Raw genomic sequence first — 20,050 nt, forward strand, 5'->3', positions numbered from 1 at the left:
CGCCGCCGGCTTTGCCCGGCAGGGCAGTCCCTCCGTTGCGTGGACGAAAATTCCGATCGAGAATGACAGGACAGCGAAGCGCGACGACAGACCATGAGTGAGGACACAGCCGCAGCCCAAGCGCACCGCAGCAGCGACGCTCCCTTCGACAGCGCCGCGCGGATGCAGAAGACGATACGTCTGGGCAAACGGATGGCCGCCTGGCGCATGCTCACCCTTTACGCGGCCGCCGCCGCGGTGCTTGTGCTTCTGGGGCTCACGGTCCTGACCGGCTTCTTTCAGGACCGGGCGACGGAGCGGGCCCGCACGGCGACGACCGGCATGGCCGAGATGGTCGACAGCTGGTTCTCGCATTACACCCCGCTGCCGCATCTTCTGGCCCGCGATCCGCGCGTCGTTGCCGTCATGGCGAACGGGTTGGGGGCCGCGGATCTCGGCTGGCTGAACCGCGAGCTGGAGATCTGGAAGGACCGCACGCAGACCTCCGACATCTACCTCATGGCGCCCGATGGCACGACCGTCGCGGCATCCAACGCCGAAACGGATGTCAGTTTCGTCGGTCAGAACTTCTCCTATCGGCCCTATTTCCAGGACGCGATGCAGGGCGAGGCGGGCCACCTCTTCGCCCTAGGCACGACGTCCGGCCTGCGCGGCTATTACGTGTCCGCGCCGGTGCGGGACGGCGCGACGGTCGTTGGCGTGGCGGTGGTCAAGATCTCGATCGAACCGCTCGAACTCGCCCTGGCCAGCACGCCGCACAGTGCCTTCGTGACCGACGAGACCGGCGTCATCATAATCTCGAACCTCGAAGAGCTGCGGCTGTCGTCGCTTGGGGCGCTCACGGCAGAAAACATCGACACGATCACGCAGACCCGCCGCTTCGATCTGGACCGCGTGGAGCCTGCCCCCATCGAAGCCTCGGGCAGCTGGGGGCCCGACAGGCCGCTGGTGCGCGCGCCCGTAAAAGACACCGCAGGGGCGCAGCAGACCTACCTGCACCTGACCCAGGCGCTCACCCAAAACCCGTGGACCCTGCACCTTCTCTACGACACCGCGACCTCCCGCGGCTCGATCCTGACATGGAGCCTCGTGACGTTCTCGCTCGGTCTGACCACCTTGGCCCTGAGCGCCCTTGCGCTCGGACGGCGCCGGCGCCTGATCGAGCGGCTGAACGAGCGCGAGCGCGCCGAGCGCGAACTCGAACGCCGCGTCGCTGTCCGCACCGTCGCCCTCGAGACCGAGGTCAAGGAGCGCCGCGCGGCCGAGACGACCCTTCGGCAGACCCAGCACGAACTCGTGCAGGCCGGCAAGCTCGCGGCGCTCGGACAGATGTCGGCGGCGCTCAGCCACGAATTCAACCAGCCGCTGACGGCCATCCGCACCTATGTCGAGAATGCCGCCGCCTTCCACGAAGCGGGCAAGAAGGAGCGGGCGTCCGACAATCTCGAACGGGTCCTGAGGCTGACGGAACGCATGGCGCAGCTGTCGAAACACCTCAACCGCTTCGCCCGTCAGTCCGACAACGACATGCACGCGGTCGAGATCGACGCCGTCATCGACGAGGCGCTCGCCCTCCTGTCCGGCCGGATCGAGCGATCGGACACCGAAATCCTCCGCGAGGGCACGCGGGGCCTCGTCGTCATGGGCGGCGAAACCCGACTTCAGCATGTCGCGATGAACCTGATCGGAAACGCGATCGATGCCGTTCCCGAAGATCGCTCGCCGCGGATCACCATCCGCTTGGCGTCGCAGGACGATCGGGCGCACCTGATCGTCGAGGACAACGGCACAGGCATCCCCGAAGAGGTGGCGGACCGGATCTTCGATCCGTTCTTCACCACCAAGGAGGTCGGGCGGGGGCTGGGCCTCGGCCTCTCGATCTGCTTCAACATCGTGCGCGACTTCGGCGGCACGATGGCCGCGGAAACACGGGCCGAGGGCGGCGCCCGCGTGACGGTCACGCTGCGCTCCGCCGAAGCGGAACGGAGCGGCGCATGAGCGATCCCGACATCATTCTGGTGGACGACGACGAGGACATCCGCCTCTCGCTCGGCCAGACGCTCGAACTGGCGGGCCACGAGGTTCTCGCCTTCGCCCGCGCCGAACGCGCGATCGAACGGATCGGCCCGAATTTCGGCGGCGTCGTCGTGTCCGACATCAAGATGCCCGGAATGGACGGTCTGCAGCTCCTCGACGCCGTTCTCGAGATCGACATGGCGATCCCGGTCGTCATGATCACCGGCCACGGCGACGTCCCGCTCGCGGTCGAGGCCCTCGGCAAGGGCGCCTTCGATTTCATCGAGAAGCCCTTCGCCAAGGACCGGCTGACCAGCTCCATCGACCGCGGCATCGAGCACCGCCGCATGGTGCTGGAATTGCGCGAGTTGCGCGAAACGGCGACGGCCGGCAATCCGCTCGAAGGTCTGATCCTCGGCCAATCCGCCCCGATCGTCGAGCTCCGCCGCAAGGTCGAGACCATCGCGGAAAGCATGATCGACGTCCTCATCGTCGGCGCGACGGGGACGGGCAAGGAACATGTCGCGCGCGCGATCCACAACATGAGTGGCCAGGGGCGGGAGGGGCCGTTCGTCACCGTCAATCTGACCGCGCTGCCGGAATCCCAGATCGAGATCGAGCTTTTCGGCTACGTCTCGGGCGCCTTTCCGGGCGCCGGCCGGTCCCGGATCGGCCGTCTTGAACACGGGCGGGGCGGGACGATCTTCCTCGACGAGATCGGATCGGTGCCGCTGTCCCTCCAGGCCAAGCTCCTGCGCGTCATCGAGGACCGGGCGGTCCTGCCGCTGGGTGCCTCCGAGCCCGTGCAGCTCGAGGCGCGCTTCGTTGCGTCCAGCCGGTCGCCGCTCGAGCCGCTGGTCGCGGCGGGCGCGTTCCGGGACGATCTGCTTTACAGGATCAACCCCGTCACCATCCACCTCCCGGCGCTGTCCGACCGGCGGGAAGATCTGCCGGGGCTGTTCCACCGCTTCGTGACAGATGCGGCTCGACGCTTCCGGAAGCCCGTGCCCGCGATCACGCCCGAGCATCTGATCGCGTTGGGCAACCGAACCTGGGCGGGCAACATGCGGGAGCTGCGCAACGCGGCAGAGCTCTTCGTCCTGGGTTTGGAGAGCGACAGGCCGACAGAGTCCGCCAGCGGACAGACCCTTCCGGAGCGCATGGACCGCATCGAGCGCGACATCATCGCGGCGACGCTGACCGCTCAGAACGGGAGCCTCAAGAAGACCTACGAGGCCCTCGGCCTGTCGCGCAAGACGCTCTACGACAAGATGCAGAAACACGGCCTGCGCCGCGAGGAGTTCGCGACCTGATCGCCGGGCATTGGCCGGACCCGCTCAGGACAGGCGTGGCGGGACGGGTGTCTCTTAATTCGAAGCTGCCCCGACGGGTAACCTCAAACGTTTGGTAGCGCGTTCCAGCTGTCGAAAGCGCCCGCGCTGACAGGCAATCCACGATCCTTCTGACGCGACCACCGACCCGCCTACATGCTTCTGCTAGTGCTGAAGCGAACCCATGTCCGGGCTTTGGACGCCTCTTGAATCGCTTCGACGGTCTCTTGGACGGCAAGAGCCTCGCGGAAATCGGGCATACACTGGCCGTTCGACACATGGCTCTCGATCAGATCGGCGACCTCGATCACCTTCAGATCGTTGAAGCCAAGATGGTGTCCGGGGGCCGGACAGAACCGGTCGTAGGGCGTATGCAGGGGCCCAGCCTCAATGCGCTTGTAACCTGCGGATGCGCCGGAACCCGAAAAGACCAGAAGCTCGTTCATATGCTCTTGCGAGAAGGCGACGGCGCCCTTGGAGCCGCTGATCTCGAAGGACAGATCCATCGTCCGGCCCGTGGCCGCCCAGTTCGCCTCGAGGCTGCCGGAGACCCCGCTTGCAAACCGCACCAGCGCGTGGGTCATGTCGTCGACCTCTACGGCGCGCCGTTCCGCCGAGCGGTGGCTGACCGGCCGGTCTGGGTAGATCGTCCGGCAATCGGCGCTGACCTCGGCGATCGGTCCCAAAAGATAGCGCGCAATCGAGATGATGTGGCTTCCGATATCCGCTACTGCCCCTCCGCCCAGGGGATCGGTCCGAAACGAATGCGGCGCATCGGGACTGGCCATGTAGTTTTCCGCATGCCGGCCACGAAACCCGGTGATTTCACCGATCTCGCCGGACGTAATGATGTCCTTGGCGAGCCGGATCATAGGGTTGCGCAGGAAATTGAAACCGACAGACGTGACGACGCCGGCGGCCTCGGCGGCTTCGGTCATTCGCCGCGCCGAGGCGGCTGTGATCGACAGCGGCTTCTCGCAATAGACCGTCTTGCGCGCCGCGATGGCGGCCATGGCCATCGGCTCGTGCAGCACGTTCGGGGCTGTGATCGCGATGATGTCGACCGCGTCGTCGGAGATCAGCGCCTCCCAGTCCGCTGTGGCGCGCTCGAATCCCAATGCGCGCGCGCCGGCCTCCGCGGCCTCCTCGGTCGCATCGGCAAGGATCGCCCTGACAGGCATCGCGGGAAGATCGAACAGCACCGGCGCAGCCGCAAACGCATTGGCATGGCAGCGGCCCATGAACCCGGACCCGATGAGGCCGATCCCGATCCGGTCCTTTCGTTTCACGTCAGCCATGCCGGTCACTCCGCCGCGACCGGTTCGCGGGCATGCGAAACGGAGTCGATCAGATGTTCCTCGGTCATCGCATCTCCCTTGAATTCGGCGACGATGCTGCCTTCCGACATGGCCAGCACGCGGTGGCTCACCCCCAAGACCTCCGGCATCTCCGAGGAGATCACGATCACCGCGAGGCCCTGCTCGGCGAGATCGGCGATCAGTTCGTGGATCGCCGACTTCGAGCCGACGTCGATGCCGCGGGTCGGCTCGTCGAGGATGATCAGCCCTGGCTCGGCGCAGAGCCACTTGGCCAGCACGAACTTCTGCTGGTTCCCTCCAGACAGTTGCGACACCGCCTGGTCCGGGCCTGTCGTCTTGATCGACAGGGCCGAGCGGTATTTCTCGTAGACCGCCATTTCCCTGGCCCGGTTCATCACGGTGAGATCGGAGAACCGCCGCAGGTGGGGCAGGGAGGTGTTCTCGCGACCGCCCATCATCAGGACGAGGCCCTGTTCCTTGCGGCTTTCGGGCACCAGCGCCATGCCCATGTCGATGGATTGCCGGGGAGTCGGCCAGTCGATCTCGCGGCCTTTCCAGAAGAGCCTCCCGGCATCGGCCCTGCGCACGCCGAAGACCGTCTCGACCAACTCGGACCGGCCGGCGCCGACAAGACCGTAGAGTCCCAGAACCTCGCCCTGGCGCACCGAGAACGAGGCATCGCTGAAAAGGCCCCGCTTGCTCAGTCCCTCGACGCGCAGGACCTCGTCGCCGAACTCGGCCTTGGCCTTGACGAAATAGGCGTCGAGCGTGCGGCCGATCATCATCCGCGTGATCTGGTTCAGGTCGGTATCCGCGGTATCGACCGTACCCTGAACCTGTCCGTCGCGCAGCACGGTGATCCGGTCGGTGATGTCGAAGATCTCGTCCATCTTGTGCGAGATGTAGACGATGCCGACGCCGCGCGCCTTGAGCCCGCGGATCGTCTGGAACAGCTGGTCCTTCTCGCTGTCGGTCAGGGAGGCCGTCGGTTCGTCGAAAATGACCACGTTCGCGCTGAACGCCTCGGCGCGGGCGATCTCGACCATCTGCTGCATGGCGACGGACAGCGTGCCCAAGCGGACATCCGGACCGAAGCCGCAGCCGAGCGCCTCGAGGGCGGTGGTGGCGTTGCGGCGCAATTCGCGCTTCTTCAGCATGCCGAAGCGGTTGGTCTGCCAGGCGCCGAGATAGATGTTCTCCGCGACGGACAGTTCCGGCGAGAGCGACAATTCCTGATGGATGAGAAGGATGCCCTTGCGGCGCGCGTCGAGCGGTCCGGACAGACTGAGCGGCGCACCCTGATAGAAGATCTCGCCGCCGTCGCATCTGTGCAGACCCGCGAGGGTCTTCATCAGGGTGGACTTGCCTGCCCCGTTTTCCCCCACGAGCGCGTGGACCTCGCCCGGACGGATGTCGAAGCTGACGTTGTCGAGCGCCTTGACCCCGGGAAACGTCTTGGTGATGCCTTCGACCTTCAGAATGGCTTGGCTCATCACGTGGCCTCCTGGCGTTTCAGAAGTTTGTCGAGAACGAGGGCCAGAATGAGAACCGCACCCATGACCATGAGCTCGACGTAATTGGGGGTGTTGAGCAGGCGCAGCCCGTTCCGCAGGACGGCAAGCGTCAGGACGCCGCCGATCGTCATCCACATGCTGCCGAAGCCGCCCTGAAGGCGCGTTCCCCCGAGCACGACAGCGATGATGGTCCAGAGCTCCCAAATCCTGCCGGCATTGGGCTCCGCGGTGCCGAGGCGCATCGACAGCAGGATGCCGCAGACCGCCGCCAGTGTACCGCAGAGCGTGAAGTTGATGATCTTGTGACGCTTCACGTTGATGCCGGCGTCATGCGCGGCCTCGATGTTGTCCCCCACGGCGTAGGTCTCCCGACCGTGACGCGTGCTCGACAGGATCCACTGGAAGAAGAAGGCCAGCCCAAAGAAGATGATCGCGGTCATGGAGATCGGACCGAGATAAATCTCGGGGATTTCGGTGTAGCTGAAGTCGGGCACCATCAGCGCGTTCTCTCCGGTGTAGACGAAGACGAGCCCGCGGATGCCGATCAGTCCGCCGAGCGTGACGATGAACGAATGCATGCCCGACAGGGCCACCAGAGTGCCGTTCAAGAAACCCAGCGCGGCACCGGAGAGAAGGCCCACGAAGACCGCAGGCCAGATGCCGATATGCGTCTGCAGCCCGATCGCCAGCGCCGAGGCGAGGGCCAGGGTCGCGCCCACGGAGAGGTCGATCTCTCCGTCGATCATCACCATGGTCATGCCGATCGCGAGAATTCCGATGAACGCGCCCTGGGTCAGGATGTTGCCGATATTGTTGGCGGTCAGGAAATACGGGCTCGCCAGCGAGAAGACGGCGACCGTCAGCGCCAGGAACACCCAGATGTGGTTGCGCAGGAGCCATGACAGCCCGATCCGGAGGTGCGATCCGCTGCGGATGTCCGTTGAGGTCAGGCTCATGCGAAGATCCTCCCGCGCTTGGCGCCCAGATCGATCCAGACGGCGATGATGATGATGACCCAGGTGACGAGCCATTGGACGTAGTAGGGAAAGCCGAGCAGCAGCAGACCGTTCTGGATGAAGCCCAGCATCGAGATGCCGATGACCGTGCGCCAGATGCTGCCGGAGCCGCCCAGAAGCGAGGTGCCGCCGAGAATGATCCCGGCGAGGACCGTCAGCTCGTAGCCCTGGCCGATGGTGTTCTGGGCGCCCATGACGCGGCTGCCCATGACGATGGCGGCCACGCCGGTTGCGAGCCCCGAGATCACGTAGGTCCAGAACACGGTCCAGCGCGCATCGATGCCCGAGAAGATGCTCGCGGTCTCGTTGCCGCCGACGCCGTAGACCTTTCGCCCGAAGCTGGTGAATTGCAGCACCAGCCCGGCGATCAGGGCTCCGAGCAGGAAGATCACGACCGGGACCGGCAGGCCGAGGAACGTCCCGCGGCCAAAGACGGCGAACCAGGTGGCTTGCGCGTTCTCGACGTTGACGTTGGAGCCGCCGGAGTAGAACAGCACGAGGCCCTGCAGAAAGGACAGCATCGCGAGGGTCACGATCAGTGCGTTCAGCCCGACGAAGCCGACCAGCACCCCGTTGAAGGCGCCGATGCACGCCCCGGCAAGCAGCGTCATCATGATCGCCGGAAAAGGACCGACGACGTTGTGCTGATCGACCACGATCACCGTCAGGAGCGTGAGAAGCGATCCGACCGAGAGATCGAGCCGTCCGGTCAGCACCACGAACGTCACGCCGACGGCCATCAGTCCGGTGATCGAGACCTGGCGCAGCACGTCCATGATGTTCCCCGGCGTCAGGAACGCACTCGCATTGACCGCGACGCCCACGAGAAAAACCAGGAAAGCAATAATCAGGCCATGCCTGCGCAACACGCTTCCTACCCTCTGTTCCATATTCGAACCTCCTCCTTGAGCGCAGGGTAGCCACAGCCCGCAGCCTCATGAACCTGCAAAAAATCCAAAATGGATCGACTTCCCTCAAGAGGAGATTGGGGCGTACGGATTTCCCTCCGGATCAACGGTCCGCAGACGATCAGTTTTGGATATTTGAGCGATTGTTTGACCGGCCTGCCTGCCGAAAATGTATCTCGAGCCCCCGCAGAGCTGCCAACGGGGTCGCCACCGAGGAGGAAGAGCAGCATGAGGAGGAGGAAGTCATGACTCATTTCACCAAAGCATCCGCGATCGCGCTCGGGGTCGTGCTGTCCGCCACGGCCGCAGGCGCCCAGGAGGCGCCGGACTGGCTGGGCGGTGAGCTGAAGAAACCGCTGTCCGAGACGCGCATCGGGATCACCGTGCTCTATCCCGGCTCCAACGCGTACCAGGCGAAGTATGCCGAGACCGCGGAATCCTACAGCGAGGAACTGGGGATCCAGGCGACGGTGATGGATCCCCAGGGAGATCCCGCCGTGCAGTTCAACCAGATCCAGGACATGGCCTCGCAGCGCCTCGATGCCCTCGTCGTCTGGCCGACGTCGCAGAACGCCCTGATCCCGGCGATCCGCAACGCGTCCCGCTCGGACATCCCTGTGATCACGTCGAACTCGCCGATCGGCGAGGCCGGGCGCCGCTATGTCGTGGCGCATACCGGCCCGGACGATTGCGCGCAGGCGGAACAGGCGGCCGAGATGCTGGGCGACGCGCTGGGCGGCGAAGGCGACATCGTCGTCGTCGAGGGCACGCCCGGCTACTCGGTCTCGATCCTGCGCAAGAACTGCTTTCTCGACAAGCTCGCCGACGAGTATCCCGACGTGACCATCCTTGCCAGCCAGACCGCGGAATGGAACCGCGAGAAGGCGCAGACAGTGATGGAAACCTACCTGACGCAATTCGGCGACGAGATCGACGGTGTCTATGCGTTCGACGACGGCATGGGCCTCGGCGTCATCAGCGCGTTGCAGGGGGCCGGCAAGGAACCGGGAGAGGTCAAGGTGGTGACATGCAACCAGTTCGGCGAGGGCTGGGACGCGATGAAGGCCGGCTGGCATTCGGGATCGAACAAGCAATCGCCGGTGGACGATGCGATCCTCGCCATCCAGACGGCGGTCAAGGTCGCCAACGGCATCGAGGTTCCCGAGATGCAGGGCATTGATACGCCCAAGGTCCTGCCGGAGAACGTGGACGAGTTCGACCGTCCGACCTGGTAAGACCCCTCGCTTCTACAGGGGGCCGCGCACGTACGCGCGGCCCCTGCGCGTCCTCCCGGATCAAAAGTGACCGCGCTCGCGCATGATCGCGTCGATCCGGTTCTGGGATTTCGTCAGCGCCTCGTCGATGCCCTGCACGCGCTGGAGCATCATGTGGATCTCGTCCCCTAGCACGTCGAGGATGGAGCTGAATTCCGGAATCGGTGGTCGCGGCCATGTCTGCAGTTCACCGCGCCGGTCCATCCCGTCGACCTGCGCGATGATCTTGCTGCTGGCCTGAACCTCGGGATCGGCGCTGGTCGAGAATCGTGGGCTCGTGAGGTTCCCGTTCAGAACGTACCATTTCAACATCTCCGGGCGGGTGAGATATTCCATCACCTTCCAGGACGACGACTTGCGGCGGGGATCGAGCTGCGCGGGGATCGCGAGGGAAAACCCTCCGATCGGGGAAACGGTACGTGCTCCCGGAGCATGCGGATGCGGGACGAATTCGACCTTGCCGTGCGCCTGCGCGGTCTCATTTCGCTCGAAGGCCGCAGCGCGAATGCTCCATCCATAGGTCATCGCTGCCTCACCGCGGGAAAAGATGTCGATGCGGCGATCCCAGTTACAGACCAGGCTTTCCTTGTGCGAGAACTCTGCCAGCTCGAGCAGGAACTCGGCCGTCGCGCGCGCCGCATCGCTCTGCAACTGGGGTCGGTAATTCTCCCTCTCGATCGTCGCGACATCGAACTCGTCGCCCAGCGGCGATAGGTTTATGACGGGTTGTCCGAAATCGGCCATCGTCTGGACGAAGGTGTGCGCCACCGGAATGCCCCGCCCGTAATTCATCACGATGCCGGAGAGGTTGAGACCCGCGCGATGGAGGACCCGGGCCGACAGCAGCACGTCCTCCGTGGTTTTCGGGATCGCCAATCCGGCCTCCGCAAAGAGGTCGGACCGGCAGAACAGAAGCTCTGCGGTTGGCTGGATGGGCAAGCCGTATTGCCGGTTGTTCCAGGACGATCCGCGATAGGCGGCGTTGTGGAAATCGGAGGGATTGTAGCGCGCCTCTTCCATCAGATCGTCCAGCGGATCGATCACGCCCTCGGTAGCGAGTTGGCCGATCCACGGCAGGTCCACGGCCACGAGGTCGTATTTCGAGGTCTTACGCTCCGAATTCTCCATGATCTCGCGATGCAGCTGATCGAGCGGAAGATTGACGATCTCGACCTTGGTTCCGCACAGCTCGTCCAGATTGGACGAAAACTCCTTGAGGGTTTTGAACGTCGGATCGACGGATCCGAGAATCCGGATCGTTCGGTCGTTGCCCACTCCGACGCGCATCGCGCTGGGATACGGCAGGATGCGCGAGGCCATGTAGTAGCCGCCGAAGTAGAAGTCGCTGATCTCCCCCTCGGTGGTGGTGAAGCCGAACGTATTGCCGACTACGACCTTGAGCTGCATGGCAAAGCTCTCGAACTCCCTGATGAGCGTTCGCGTCGGATGCAGCGAAAATGATTTGCCGGATCTGGACTTGGGGCGCTTGTGAAGCAGTCCTTCGTCGATCAGCTCGGAGATGCGGCGCATCGCCGTGCCATAGGGCACATCCGCCGCCATCGCCGCCGATGTCACGGTCACGAGCTTGCCCTCGAAGTGCCGCCGCATGGCATAGGAAACGATGTTCCAGCGGGGGTCGACCGTGGCCAGAGGCGTGCGCTTTTCCGCGATCTCGCGGTTGGAATCCACGAATGTCAGTATTCGCAGAAGCTCTTCGCGTGTCATTCGTCCCCTCCTGCAGCACGCCGCATGCAGGCTAACAGATACGGCTCACGTTCCCCACCGTTCAGACGGGTTTCGTCCAAATCTGATATTTGACTGGTTTTCCCGGTGCGAGACCCCGTGTCAGCTTTCCGCAACACCAGATGCGGGGGCGCCCTCATGACGACCAACGAGTACGACTACATTGTCATCGGCGCCGGATCCGCCGGGTGCGCGGTTGCAGGACGCCTCGGCGAAGCGGGACATTCGGTGCTCCTGCTCGAGGCGGGCGGACCTGACCGCAACCCGTTCATTCACATCCCGCTCGGCTACTCGATGCTCTACGCCAATCCCAAGGTGAACTGGTGCTACGAAAGTGCGCCCGAGCCGCACCTCAACAACCGAAGGTTGTTTCAGCCGCGCGGCAAGGTCCTCGGTGGCACAGGCGCGATCAACGGCATGATCTACATGCGCGGCCAGCCCGAGGATTTTGACGGCTGGGAAGCAGCGGGCTGCACCGGATGGGGGTGGAACGATGTCCTTCCCTTCTTCAAGTCGTGCGAGGATCAGGAACGCGGCGCAGATGACTTTCATGGCGCGGGCGGGCCGGTTGCGGTTTCGGATATCCGCACCAAGCACCCGCTCGGAGAGGCGTTTCATGCCGCCTCCGAGACGCTCGGTGTGCCGCGCAACGACGATTTCAACGGCCTGAGCCAGGAGGGCACGGGCTATGTCCAGACCACGACGAAGAACGGCCGGCGCTGGAGCACGGCCGCCGGATACCTGCGCGGCAAGGCGAAACAGAACATCGACCTGAGACTGAACGCCATGGTCGACCGCATTGTCCTCGAAGGAGCCCGCGCCACCGGAGTCCGCTGGACCGATCGTTCCGGCCCCCACAGCGCCCGAGCCCGGGCCGAGATCATCCTGAGCGGCGGGACGTTCAACTCGCCGCAATTGCTCCAGGTGTCCGGCATCGGGCCGGGGTCACTTCTTCAGGAGCATGGGATCGCGGTCGAGCATGACCTGGCCGGTGTCGGCGAGAACCTGCAGGACCATTTCGGCATCGGCGCCGAGTACCGCTCCAGTGTTCGGTCGACCGTCAACGACCTCTACAACAACAAGATCAAGGGCGGTCTTCAACTGTTGCGGCACCTGCTGTTCCGCACCGGCCCGTTCGCCGACAACGGCAACTATTCCAACACCTTCATCCGCTCCGGGTCAGACGTGGACAGGCCCGACATGATGGTCACGTTCATGGCGTGGTGCACTGACGAACAGCTCAAGCCGCACCCGTTTTCGGGGTTCACGATCCTCGCCGAACACATGCGCCCAAGCTCGCGCGGTCACGTTCGGATCACCGATCCGGATCCGAGTGTGCCGCCGGAGATCCGGTTCAATTTCTTCGCAAACGAGGCCGACCGTCGCGCCGCCATCGCCGGCCTGAAATTCGCGCGTCGGATCGCGGCCACTCCCCCTATGGCGGACTGCGTCGACCACGAGATATCCCCCGGCCAAGAGGTGCAGAGCGACGCCGAGCTTCTGGACTATTGCCGGGCGCACGGGTTGTCGCTGCTGCACCCGGTCGGCACATGCAAGATGGGCATCGATGCGGATGCGGTGGTCGATCCGCGCCTGCGCGTGCATGGAATTGAGGGGCTCCGGGTTGCCGATGCCTCGATCATGCCGCGCATCGTAACCGGCAACACCAATGCCGCATCGATCATGATCGGCGAGAAGGCCGCGTCGATGATCCTGCAGGACGCCAAGGAGTACGCCTGATGGAGACTCTCGGACTTGCCCTCATGGGGACCGGCCGTATGGCCCAGGTCTACGGCCCCAAAATCAACGCGCATCCCGGGCTACGCCTGGAGGTCATCTACAACCCGCGCATCGCCTCGGCCGAGAAGGCCGCCGCGCAATACGGTGGACGCGCCATGGACGACCTCGCGTCGGTGCTGGCCGATCGCGGCGTCGATGCGGTCGTGATCGCCACCCCGACCGACACGCATCTGGATTACATCGAGGCGGCCGCGCAGGCGGGCAAGCCGATCTATTGCGAAAAGCCGATCGACCAATCCTTGGACCGGGTCGACCGGGCCCTTGCCGCGCTCGATCGCCATGCGGTGCCCTTCATGGTGGGGTTCAACCGCCGCTTCGATCCCGACAACGCGGCGTTCCGCGAAGCGGTCGGGTCGGGCGAGATCGGCAGGCTCACCATGCTGATGAGCTGGTCGCGAGAGCCCTCTCCGCCGCCCATCGACTATGTCCGGGCATCGGGGGGGTACTTCGTGGACGCAACGATCCACGACATCGACCTCCTGTGCTGGATCGCTGGCGAAAGACCGGTCGAAGTGTATGCCGCGGGATCGTGCATGTTCGATCCGCGGATCGGGGCCGAGGGCGATTTCGACCTGACCATGACGACGCTGAAGATGCCCTCGGGCGCGCTGGTTCACGTGAACAATTCGCGTGCCTGTGCCTACGGTTTCGACCAGCGTCTCGAGGCCGCTGGCGATGCGGGAATGATTCAGACCGTCAATCACCGCGAAGACAATCTCGTGCGATGGGACAGTCGCCGCACGGCTGCGCGCGAGCCGCTCAAGCACTTTTTTCTCGAACGGTACGATCTGTCCTTCGATCATGCACTCGATGAGTTTTACGCGGCCGTCACCGAGGGCCGGGCTCCTTCCGCCACCGCCGACGACGGCCGCGCCGCGCTTGCCATTGCGCTTGCCTGCGCAAAATCGGCGAAATCGGGACATGCCGAAGTGCCGGATTACCGCCGGTCGCACGAAAGCAGTTGATGTCCCTGGCTGTACCGCAAAGACAAGCGCTCAACCTCGGATCTCTTTGACCGCCGAATGGCCCTCAATCCCGGTTACCATCGTTTCCGAGCTTTGATGCCGTAACCGTCGCCCATGGGCCTCATGGGGCCGGAACGCAGTCATCCGGCCCCGATCCCCGACGCTCAGCCGAACCACCGATTGATGTACACAAGGTCCGGCACCGCCGTCAGCAGGGCGAGCACAAGCACCATCATCAGCGCGAAAGGGGCCGCACCAAGAAACACATCGCCAAGCGTGATGCGCGGATCGTCGAGGCAGCCCTTGATAACGAAACAGGCCATGCCGAGCGGCGGCGTCAGCAATCCCACCTCCACCGCGATCACGGTCAGGATTCCGAACCAGATCGGATCGGCGCCGAAGCTCTGCATCACGGGCAGGAACAGGGGGACCATGATCAGGATGATCGAGACGCTGTCGATGATCGTGCCGAGGAACAGGATGACCAGAACGTAGACGAGGATCACCAGCAGGAAGCTGTCGGTCGCCGTCTGCACCAGGCCGCCGATCTCCAGCGGCACGCCGGCAAGGCCGAGCGAGCGGGTGTACATCGTCGCCGCGATGACGAGAAAGCAGACCGCCGCGGTGAGATGTCCGGTCTCTTTCAGGACCTCCCAGAAGCCGGACAGCGTCAGCTTGCGGCGCACGATTGCGAGGACCAGCGCAGCGAACGTGCCAACGGCTCCGGCTTCGGTCGGCGTGAAGACGCCGCCGTAGATACCGCCGAGGACGATCCCGATGAGGCCGATCAGCGGGGCGGATTTTGCGACGATTTCGGCCACGGTGCGGTGGGGCGGGGGGATGTCCTGCGGAGAGAAACCGCCTTCGACTTGGGCGCCATCCGGCGTGGCGAAGCGGCCCGTGCGGTCGAACACGAAGCCGGGTGTGAGATAGGCCATCGCGACGATGCCCGCGCAATAGACCGTCGAGAGGATGATGCCCGGTCCGATGCCGGCAAAGAACATCATGCCGATCGATTGCTCGGTGAGGATGGCGTAGATGATCAGCAGGATCGACGGCGGGATCAGCATACCCAGCACCGAAGAGCCGGCGACCGTCCCGACGGCAAAGCGTGGGGAGTATCCGAGACGCAGCATCTCCGGCACAGCGACGCGGGTGAAGACCGCGGCCGAGGCGATGGAGACGCCGGTGACCGCCGCGAAGACAGCGTTCGAGCCGACCGTCGCGAGGCCGAGCCCGCCGCGGACCCGCCGCAGGAAGTAGTCCCCGACATCGTAGGCATCGCGGCCCACATCCGAGGCCGACATGATCAGGCCCATCATCACGAAGAGCGGGATCACCGCGAAGGTCTGGTCGGCCACACCGTCCGAGGCCGCCAGCGTGAGAAGCTGCGCCGCGAGCCAGGGATCGCCGTTCTGGATCCAGACCGACACGAAGGACACGAGGCTCAGCGCCACCGCGACATGCATTCCGGCATAGATGAGCAGAACGATCGCGCCGACCGAGATCAGGCCGAGTTCGAGGCCGGTCATCGTTTATCCTTTCAGATCGCGCAGGCGGCGCATCGCGAGCACCAGAAATTGCAGGGCCGCGGCGGTGGCTCCCAGGAGCATGATGGCCTCGAGGGGCCAGGTGGGGGCCGTGAAGATCCCGACGTTCCCCTTAAAGTATCCGCGCGTCCAGGCGTCGACGAGGCGCGGTCCCTGTCCCCAGGCGATCAGCGTGAAGACGACGACCCCCGCGACATTGAAGGCGAGCCGCAGCACGGCGCCGGTGCGCCAGCTCCCGCGCCGCTCCAGAAGGCCGAGGAGCGCGTCGGACCGCGTCAGACGCTTTCCGGCCACCGCGTGCGCAACGGTGAGATAGACCACGGCCACGACGCCCATCTCGGTCAGCTCCAGCGTGCCGGCGAGCGGCGAGTTCGCCAGCCAGCGCCCGAAGACGTCGATGTTGACGATGACCACCATGGCGAGGACGACCAGCGCGCCGACCGTGTTCGTCGCGGTTGTGAGCGGCGTCAGCACCGGTGTCGGCTCGGGCACCGCGCTGTCGAAGAGTCCCGGGCGGGAGCTTTCGCTCCCGCCGCCATTGTCGTCATATCCCGTCACTGGTCCCACTGGCGCGCGACCGGCTGGTCGGCGTCCCGCATCGCCTGCATGTAGTCCGCGAGGATGTCATTCGCGGGCACGCCCCGCTCCTCGAGCGCCGCGGCCCATTCCTGCGCGAGGTTGGGCAATGTCGCCGCCCATTCGTCGCGCTCGGCGGGATCGATCTCGATGACCTTGCCGCCGTTCTCGACGACCGTGTCGCGGGCCTGCTCGCCGAGTTCGGCCGCGAATTCTCCGAGATCCACGCCGAACTCCTTGGCGGCCTCGACCATCGCCTGCTGGACCGGTTCGGGGTAGCTGTCCCACGATTGCTTGTTGGCGTTGATGACGTAGGAATTCACGCCGCCGAGCTGCGCGTTGAAGTAGTTGTCGCAGACCTCGTAGAACTTGAGAGACACCACCGACTCGCCCCAGACGAGCATCGCGTCCGCGACCCCGGTCTCGACCAGCTGGTAGAAGTTGCCGAGCGTTCCGGTCACGCCGGTGGCGCCGGCCGGCTCGATCCAGCGCAGGTTCGGACCTGCTCCCGCGATCTTGAGCCCGTCGATGTCCGCAACGGTCTCGATCGGCTCCGCGGAGCAGATGATGTAGTTGTCGGGAATGCCGCTGGCCGACAGCGAGACCTGGTTCAGCGCGTCCCAGGTTTCTCCGAAGGCGGGATATTTCTCGACGAGCCCATCGACCACCTCGTGGATCAGCACGAGGTCGGTCGTGGTGAAGGGCGTGACGTAGCCGATCTGGTAAACCGGCAGCTTGTCGGCATGGAACCCCGTCGGGATGACGCCCATGTCGGCCAATCCGGTCTGGATCGCCTCGAGCTCTCCCGCCGGCTTGGCCAGCGTTCCCGAGAAGGCCTCGCGCCAGTTGATCCTGTACTCGCCCGCCTCTGCGAGGCGCTCGTCGACACCCGGCATGAAGCTTTCCTGAAGCAGCTTGACCACCGCCACGGAGGGCGAGAAGCCCGAAACGATCGTGACGTCGATCTCCTCCTGGGCCTGGGCCGGCATCGCGAAGACGGCCGAGGCCAGCAGGCCTGCAATGAGCGTCGATTTCTTCATGGTTTCTTCCTCCCTTGATGTTGGATGCCCCGGACGGGGCGACGGCGGGCCGTCAGATCTCGACGGCCTCCCGCTGGTTGAGGCGCAGCGTGTGGCGGATGTCGTTCGCCTGGGCGAGCGTCGCCTCGACGAAGCAGCCCCTCCGGGCTCCGTCGATCAGATCGCGCACCTGGCTTTCCTCGGCCTCGCTCTCCACCGCCACGTCGATCTCGAAACCGACGGGCCGCGCGGCATAGGGAACGTCCGGATCCGCCAGCGCCTCCCAATGCGCGCGGCAATTCACCGTCAGCTCGCGCAGATCGATCTTCTTCTTCTTCGCGAAGACCCGGATCTGGGTCATCAGGCAGCCCACGAGGCCGGTCAGGAAGAACTCGAGCGGTGTCGGCGAGGTGTCTTCGCCGCCCTGGAACGGGCCTTCGTCGGTGGGCAGCATGCGCGACACCTGGAACGGCTTGTGGGCGGTGTTGGTGACCTCGTTGCGCAGTTTCCCGACGCAGACACCCTCGGATTGAAAGACGACCTCGAAGATTGGGTCTTGCGGCATGATCGGTCTCCTGTGGTCTGCGCGACCTGCGCAGTCGTTTGGTCGTGAGAATGTCCGCATGGCGTCCGCTCACACGCGATGACATCCGATGTGGACATGGCGGACGGCGTCAGATCAGCAGGTGGCGCGGTTCCGCGATGAGCGCGGCGTAGCGGGCGAGAAAGCGTGCGGCGTCGGCCCCGTTGATCACGCGGTGATCGTAGCTGAGGTCGAGCGGTGCCATCGGCACGGGTCGCGGCGTATCGTCCTGCCAGACGGTGACGGTCTCGGTCCGGGTGATGCCGAGAATGGCGAGCTCCGGCGGGTTCACGATGGGCGTGAAGGCGGTGCCGCCGATCCCGCCCAGATTGGTGATCGTCATCGACGCGCCGCCCATCTCGTCCGGGCCGACCTTGCGGGCCTGAGCCCGTCCCGCGAGATCGGCGATCTCGGCCGCGATGCGCCAGAGGCCCTTGTGGTCGGCGTTGCGGATCACCGGCACCATGAGCCCGTGCGCGGTGTCGACGGCGATCCCGACATGGACGAAATCCTTGAGGATCAGCGTCTCGCCGTCCGGGGTCAGAGAGGCGTTGAAGCGGGGGAACTCGCGCAGGCACCGCGAGAGCGCGGCGACATGGAAGGCGAGGGCGGTCAGCTTCACCCCGCGCGCCTGCGCGTCGGTCTTCCAGGCCTTCCGGAGCGCCTCGATCGACGAGACATCCGCGCGGTCGTGATGCGTCACCGCAGGAATGAGAGCCTGCGCCGCGGCGAGATTGCGGGCGGCGACCTTCGCGAAGCGGCTCATCGGTTCCTCGGTCACGGCCCCGTATTGCGCATGATCGACGTCCCAGTAGGAGGTGTCGCCCGAAGGGGCGGTCTTCCCGCCCTGACCGCCCGCCAGATCCTCGGGCCCGATCGTGTTGCGCCCGAGATCGCGGGCCAGCGCGTCGATATCGATGCCCTTTTCCTGCGCCAGCTTGCGGGTGGAGGGGCTCGTCTTCACGTCGCTCATGTCGCTCACCAGCTCGCCGAGATGTATTGGGTTTCCATGAATTCGAGCATGCCCTCGTGACCGCCCTCGCGCCCTAGGCCCGATTGCTTGGTGCCGCCGAACGGGGCCGCCGGGTCCGAGACGAGGCCGCGGTTGAGCCCGACCATGCCGTAGTCGAGCCGTTCGCAGACCTGCAGGGCGCGCTTGAAATCCTCGGAGAAGACGTAGGCGACGAGCCCGTATTCGGTGTCATTGGCGCGCCGGATCACGTCCTCCTGGTCGGTGAAGGTCTGGATCGCGGCGACGGGCCCGAAGATCTCGTCATGCACGCAGGCCGCATCCTCCGAGACGTTTGAGAGCACGGTCGGCGGGTAGAAGAAGCCCTTGCCGTCCGGCGCCTCACCGCCGCATTCGACCTTCGCGCCCTTGGCGACGGCGTCGGCGACGAACTCGGCGACCTTGTCGCGCGTGTCGGCATTGACCAGCGGGCCGACATCGACCGTGGGGTCGGTGCCGTCGCCGACCTTGAGCGCGGCCATGCGCGCGGTCAGGCGTTTGGTGTACTCCTCGGCCACGGCCGCGTGCACGTAGATGCGGTTCGCCGCGGTGCAGGCCTCGCCGAGATTGCGCATCTTGGCGAGCATCGTGCCCTCGACGGCCGTGTCGAGATCGGCGTCGTCGAAGACCACGAGGGGGGCGTTGCCGCCAAGCTCCATCGCCGGTTTCAGCACCTGGTCCGACGCGGATTTCAGCAGCTTGCGCCCGACGCCGGTCGAGCCGGTGAAGCTGACCACGCGCACCCGCGGATCGTGCAGCATGTGATCGACGAGCGCCCCGGTCCGCTTCGAGGGCAGCACGTTGACGAGGCCTTTCGGAACGCCCGCCTCTTCGAGCAGCGGCATCAGCGCGAGCATGGTGAGCGGTGTCTCGGAGGCGGGCTTGATGATCACGCCGCAGCCCGCCGCGAGCGCCGGCGCGATCTTCCGCGTGCCCATCGCGGCGGGGTAGTTCCAGGGCGTGACCAGCACGGCGAGGCCCGCGGGCTTGTGCTGGACCATGATGCGGGCGCCGGACGCGGGCGCATGGGTGATCATGCCGTCGGCACGCACCGCCTCCTCGGCGAACCAGCGGAAGAACTCGGCGGCGTAGGTCGCCTCGCCCTTCGCGTCATTGCCCGCCTTGCCGTTCTCGAGCGTGATGAGGTGGGCGAAATGGTCGAGCCGTGCGGTCATCAGCTCCCACGCCTTGCGCAGCACTTCCGACCGGGCACGCGGCGTGCGCGCGGCCCACTCCGCCATCGCGCGCTCGGCGGCATCGAGGGCCGCATCGGCGTGGGACGTGTCCGCGGACGCCACGGAGGCGAGCACCTCTTCGGTGGCGGGATTGATCACGTCGAAGCGGTCGTCGCTGCCGTGCCACGCGCCTTCGATCCAGAGATCGGTGTGAAGCGGGTCGATCTTGCCTTGGTCGGTCATGGTCTCTTC

16 protein-coding genes are annotated in these 20,050 nt (G+C 65.3%); 5 read left to right on the forward strand and 11 right to left on the reverse strand.

Going from position 1 to position 20,050, the window contains the following annotated elements:
• The first annotated feature begins 93 nt into the window (after positions 1 to 93).
• Together OCH239_RS14160 and OCH239_RS14165 are read left to right on the forward strand one after the other, a co-directional pair.
• On the forward strand, positions 94 to 1,998 hold the full coding sequence (locus OCH239_RS14160) for a sensor histidine kinase (protein ID WP_051489487.1): 1,905 nt from the start codon (positions 94 to 96) through the stop codon (positions 1,996 to 1,998).
• On the forward strand, positions 1,995 to 3,329 hold the full coding sequence (locus OCH239_RS14165; RefSeq protein ID WP_037263976.1) for a sigma-54-dependent transcriptional regulator: 1,335 nt from the start codon (positions 1,995 to 1,997) through the stop codon (positions 3,327 to 3,329). Before OCH239_RS14160 ends, OCH239_RS14165 begins: the two co-directional genes overlap by 4 nt.
• A gap of 170 nt (positions 3,330 to 3,499) precedes the next feature.
• Here OCH239_RS14165 and OCH239_RS14170 read toward each other — a convergent pair whose 3' ends face one another.
• From OCH239_RS14170 to OCH239_RS14185, 4 genes are read right to left on the reverse strand one after another with little or no spacing between them, the layout of a single operon-like run.
• On the reverse strand, positions 3,500 to 4,645 hold the full coding sequence (locus OCH239_RS14170; protein ID WP_037263979.1) for a Gfo/Idh/MocA family protein: 1,146 nt from the start codon (positions 4,643 to 4,645) through the stop codon (positions 3,500 to 3,502).
• 5 nt (positions 4,646 to 4,650) lie between these two features.
• A complete protein-coding gene (locus tag OCH239_RS14175; RefSeq protein ID WP_037263981.1) occupies positions 4,651 to 6,159 on the reverse strand; it encodes a sugar ABC transporter ATP-binding protein in 1,509 nt (502 codons plus the stop codon).
• The gene (locus OCH239_RS14180; protein ID WP_051489488.1) at positions 6,159 to 7,136 is read right to left on the reverse strand and encodes an ABC transporter permease; all 978 of its coding nucleotides are present in this window, start codon (positions 7,134 to 7,136) and stop codon (positions 6,159 to 6,161) included. Before OCH239_RS14180 ends, OCH239_RS14175 begins: the two co-directional genes overlap by 1 nt.
• Complete coding sequence (locus tag OCH239_RS14185; RefSeq protein ID WP_037263984.1) at positions 7,133 to 8,086, reverse strand: ABC transporter permease; 954 nt, start codon at positions 8,084 to 8,086, stop codon at positions 7,133 to 7,135. Before OCH239_RS14185 ends, OCH239_RS14180 begins: the two co-directional genes overlap by 4 nt.
• A 263-nt stretch (positions 8,087 to 8,349) precedes the next feature.
• Between OCH239_RS14185 and OCH239_RS14190 the strand changes: the two genes are divergently transcribed.
• Positions 8,350 to 9,339, forward strand: a complete 990-nt coding sequence (locus OCH239_RS14190; RefSeq protein ID WP_037263986.1) for a sugar ABC transporter substrate-binding protein — start codon at positions 8,350 to 8,352, stop codon at positions 9,337 to 9,339.
• A gap of 60 nt (positions 9,340 to 9,399) precedes the next feature.
• On the opposite strand, the gene OCH239_RS14195 is transcribed toward OCH239_RS14190, so the two are convergent.
• Positions 9,400 to 11,103: an extracellular solute-binding protein gene (locus OCH239_RS14195; RefSeq protein WP_037263987.1), complete on the reverse strand. Its 1,704-nt coding sequence runs from the start codon at positions 11,101 to 11,103 to the stop codon at positions 9,400 to 9,402.
• 156 nt (positions 11,104 to 11,259) lie between these two features.
• Between OCH239_RS14195 and OCH239_RS14200 the strand changes: the two genes are divergently transcribed.
• Both OCH239_RS14200 and iolG read left to right on the forward strand, forming a co-directional pair.
• Positions 11,260 to 12,861 carry a GMC family oxidoreductase gene (locus OCH239_RS14200; RefSeq protein ID WP_037263989.1) on the forward strand — a complete coding sequence of 534 codons (1,602 nt, stop codon included), beginning with the start codon at positions 11,260 to 11,262 and terminating at the stop codon, positions 12,859 to 12,861.
• Complete coding sequence (gene iolG, locus OCH239_RS14205; protein ID WP_244430360.1) at positions 12,861 to 13,886, forward strand: inositol 2-dehydrogenase; 1,026 nt, start codon at positions 12,861 to 12,863, stop codon at positions 13,884 to 13,886. Before OCH239_RS14200 ends, iolG begins: the two co-directional genes overlap by 1 nt.
• 164 nt (positions 13,887 to 14,050) lie before the next feature.
• Here the strand turns inward: iolG and OCH239_RS14210 are convergent, their stop codons facing one another.
• The 6 genes from OCH239_RS14210 to OCH239_RS14235 all read right to left on the reverse strand — a co-directional run bounded on the left by OCH239_RS14210 (position 14,051) and on the right by OCH239_RS14235 (position 20,041).
• Positions 14,051 to 15,418 (reverse strand): TRAP transporter large permease, encoded by a 1,368-nt coding sequence (locus OCH239_RS14210; RefSeq protein WP_037263993.1) that lies wholly within the window; start codon positions 15,416 to 15,418, stop codon positions 14,051 to 14,053.
• Between the two features lie 3 nt (positions 15,419 to 15,421).
• Entirely contained in the window at positions 15,422 to 15,994 is a 573-nt protein-coding gene (locus tag OCH239_RS14215) for a TRAP transporter small permease subunit (RefSeq protein ID WP_051489489.1), read from the reverse strand.
• Positions 15,991 to 17,052 carry a C4-dicarboxylate TRAP transporter substrate-binding protein gene (locus tag OCH239_RS14220; RefSeq protein ID WP_037263996.1) on the reverse strand — a complete coding sequence of 354 codons (1,062 nt, stop codon included), beginning with the start codon at positions 17,050 to 17,052 and terminating at the stop codon, positions 15,991 to 15,993. The genes OCH239_RS14215 and OCH239_RS14220 overlap by 4 nt, the downstream gene beginning before the upstream one ends.
• A 52-nt stretch (positions 17,053 to 17,104) precedes the next feature.
• Positions 17,105 to 17,596: an OsmC family protein gene (locus OCH239_RS21725; RefSeq protein WP_051489490.1), complete on the reverse strand. Its 492-nt coding sequence runs from the start codon at positions 17,594 to 17,596 to the stop codon at positions 17,105 to 17,107.
• A 109-nt stretch (positions 17,597 to 17,705) separates the two neighbouring features.
• Entirely contained in the window at positions 17,706 to 18,587 is an 882-nt protein-coding gene (locus OCH239_RS14230) for a 2-oxo acid dehydrogenase subunit E2 (RefSeq protein ID WP_051489491.1), read from the reverse strand.
• A gap of 5 nt (positions 18,588 to 18,592) precedes the next feature.
• A complete protein-coding gene (locus tag OCH239_RS14235) occupies positions 18,593 to 20,041 on the reverse strand; it encodes an NAD-dependent succinate-semialdehyde dehydrogenase (protein ID WP_037263998.1) in 1,449 nt (482 codons plus the stop codon).
• Positions 20,042 to 20,050: the final 9 nt, after the last annotated feature.

The organism is Roseivivax halodurans JCM 10272, assembly GCF_000521785.1.
GTDB classification, from domain to species: Bacteria; Pseudomonadota; Alphaproteobacteria; order Rhodobacterales; family Rhodobacteraceae; genus Roseivivax; species Roseivivax halodurans.

What these genes read in the sequence shown, in the direction of transcription:
- OCH239_RS14200 (WP_037263989.1), top strand. Translation starts at nt 11,260, where the DNA reads ATGACGACCAACGAGTACGACTACATTGTCATCGGCGCCGGATCCGCC.
- OCH239_RS14185 (WP_037263984.1), bottom strand. Translation starts at nt 8,086, where the DNA reads ATGGAACAGAGGGTAGGAAGCGTGTTGCGCAGGCATGGCCTGATTATT.
- OCH239_RS14230 (WP_051489491.1), bottom strand. Translation starts at nt 18,587, where the DNA reads ATGAGCGACGTGAAGACGAGCCCCTCCACCCGCAAGCTGGCGCAGGAA.
- OCH239_RS14220 (WP_037263996.1), bottom strand. Translation starts at nt 17,052, where the DNA reads ATGAAGAAATCGACGCTCATTGCAGGCCTGCTGGCCTCGGCCGTCTTC.
- OCH239_RS14160 (WP_051489487.1), top strand. Translation starts at nt 94, where the DNA reads ATGAGTGAGGACACAGCCGCAGCCCAAGCGCACCGCAGCAGCGACGCT.
- OCH239_RS14235 (WP_037263998.1), bottom strand. Translation starts at nt 20,041, where the DNA reads ATGACCGACCAAGGCAAGATCGACCCGCTTCACACCGATCTCTGGATC.
- OCH239_RS14195 (WP_037263987.1), bottom strand. Translation starts at nt 11,103, where the DNA reads ATGACACGCGAAGAGCTTCTGCGAATACTGACATTCGTGGATTCCAAC.
- OCH239_RS14180 (WP_051489488.1), bottom strand. Translation starts at nt 7,136, where the DNA reads ATGAGCCTGACCTCAACGGACATCCGCAGCGGATCGCACCTCCGGATC.
- OCH239_RS14210 (WP_037263993.1), bottom strand. Translation starts at nt 15,418, where the DNA reads ATGACCGGCCTCGAACTCGGCCTGATCTCGGTCGGCGCGATCGTTCTG.
- OCH239_RS14190 (WP_037263986.1), top strand. Translation starts at nt 8,350, where the DNA reads ATGACTCATTTCACCAAAGCATCCGCGATCGCGCTCGGGGTCGTGCTG.
- OCH239_RS14170 (WP_037263979.1), bottom strand. Translation starts at nt 4,645, where the DNA reads ATGGCTGACGTGAAACGAAAGGACCGGATCGGGATCGGCCTCATCGGG.
- OCH239_RS21725 (WP_051489490.1), bottom strand. Translation starts at nt 17,596, where the DNA reads ATGCCGCAAGACCCAATCTTCGAGGTCGTCTTTCAATCCGAGGGTGTC.
- iolG (WP_244430360.1), top strand. Translation starts at nt 12,861, where the DNA reads ATGGAGACTCTCGGACTTGCCCTCATGGGGACCGGCCGTATGGCCCAG.
- OCH239_RS14175 (WP_037263981.1), bottom strand. Translation starts at nt 6,159, where the DNA reads ATGAGCCAAGCCATTCTGAAGGTCGAAGGCATCACCAAGACGTTTCCC.
- OCH239_RS14165 (WP_037263976.1), top strand. Translation starts at nt 1,995, where the DNA reads ATGAGCGATCCCGACATCATTCTGGTGGACGACGACGAGGACATCCGC.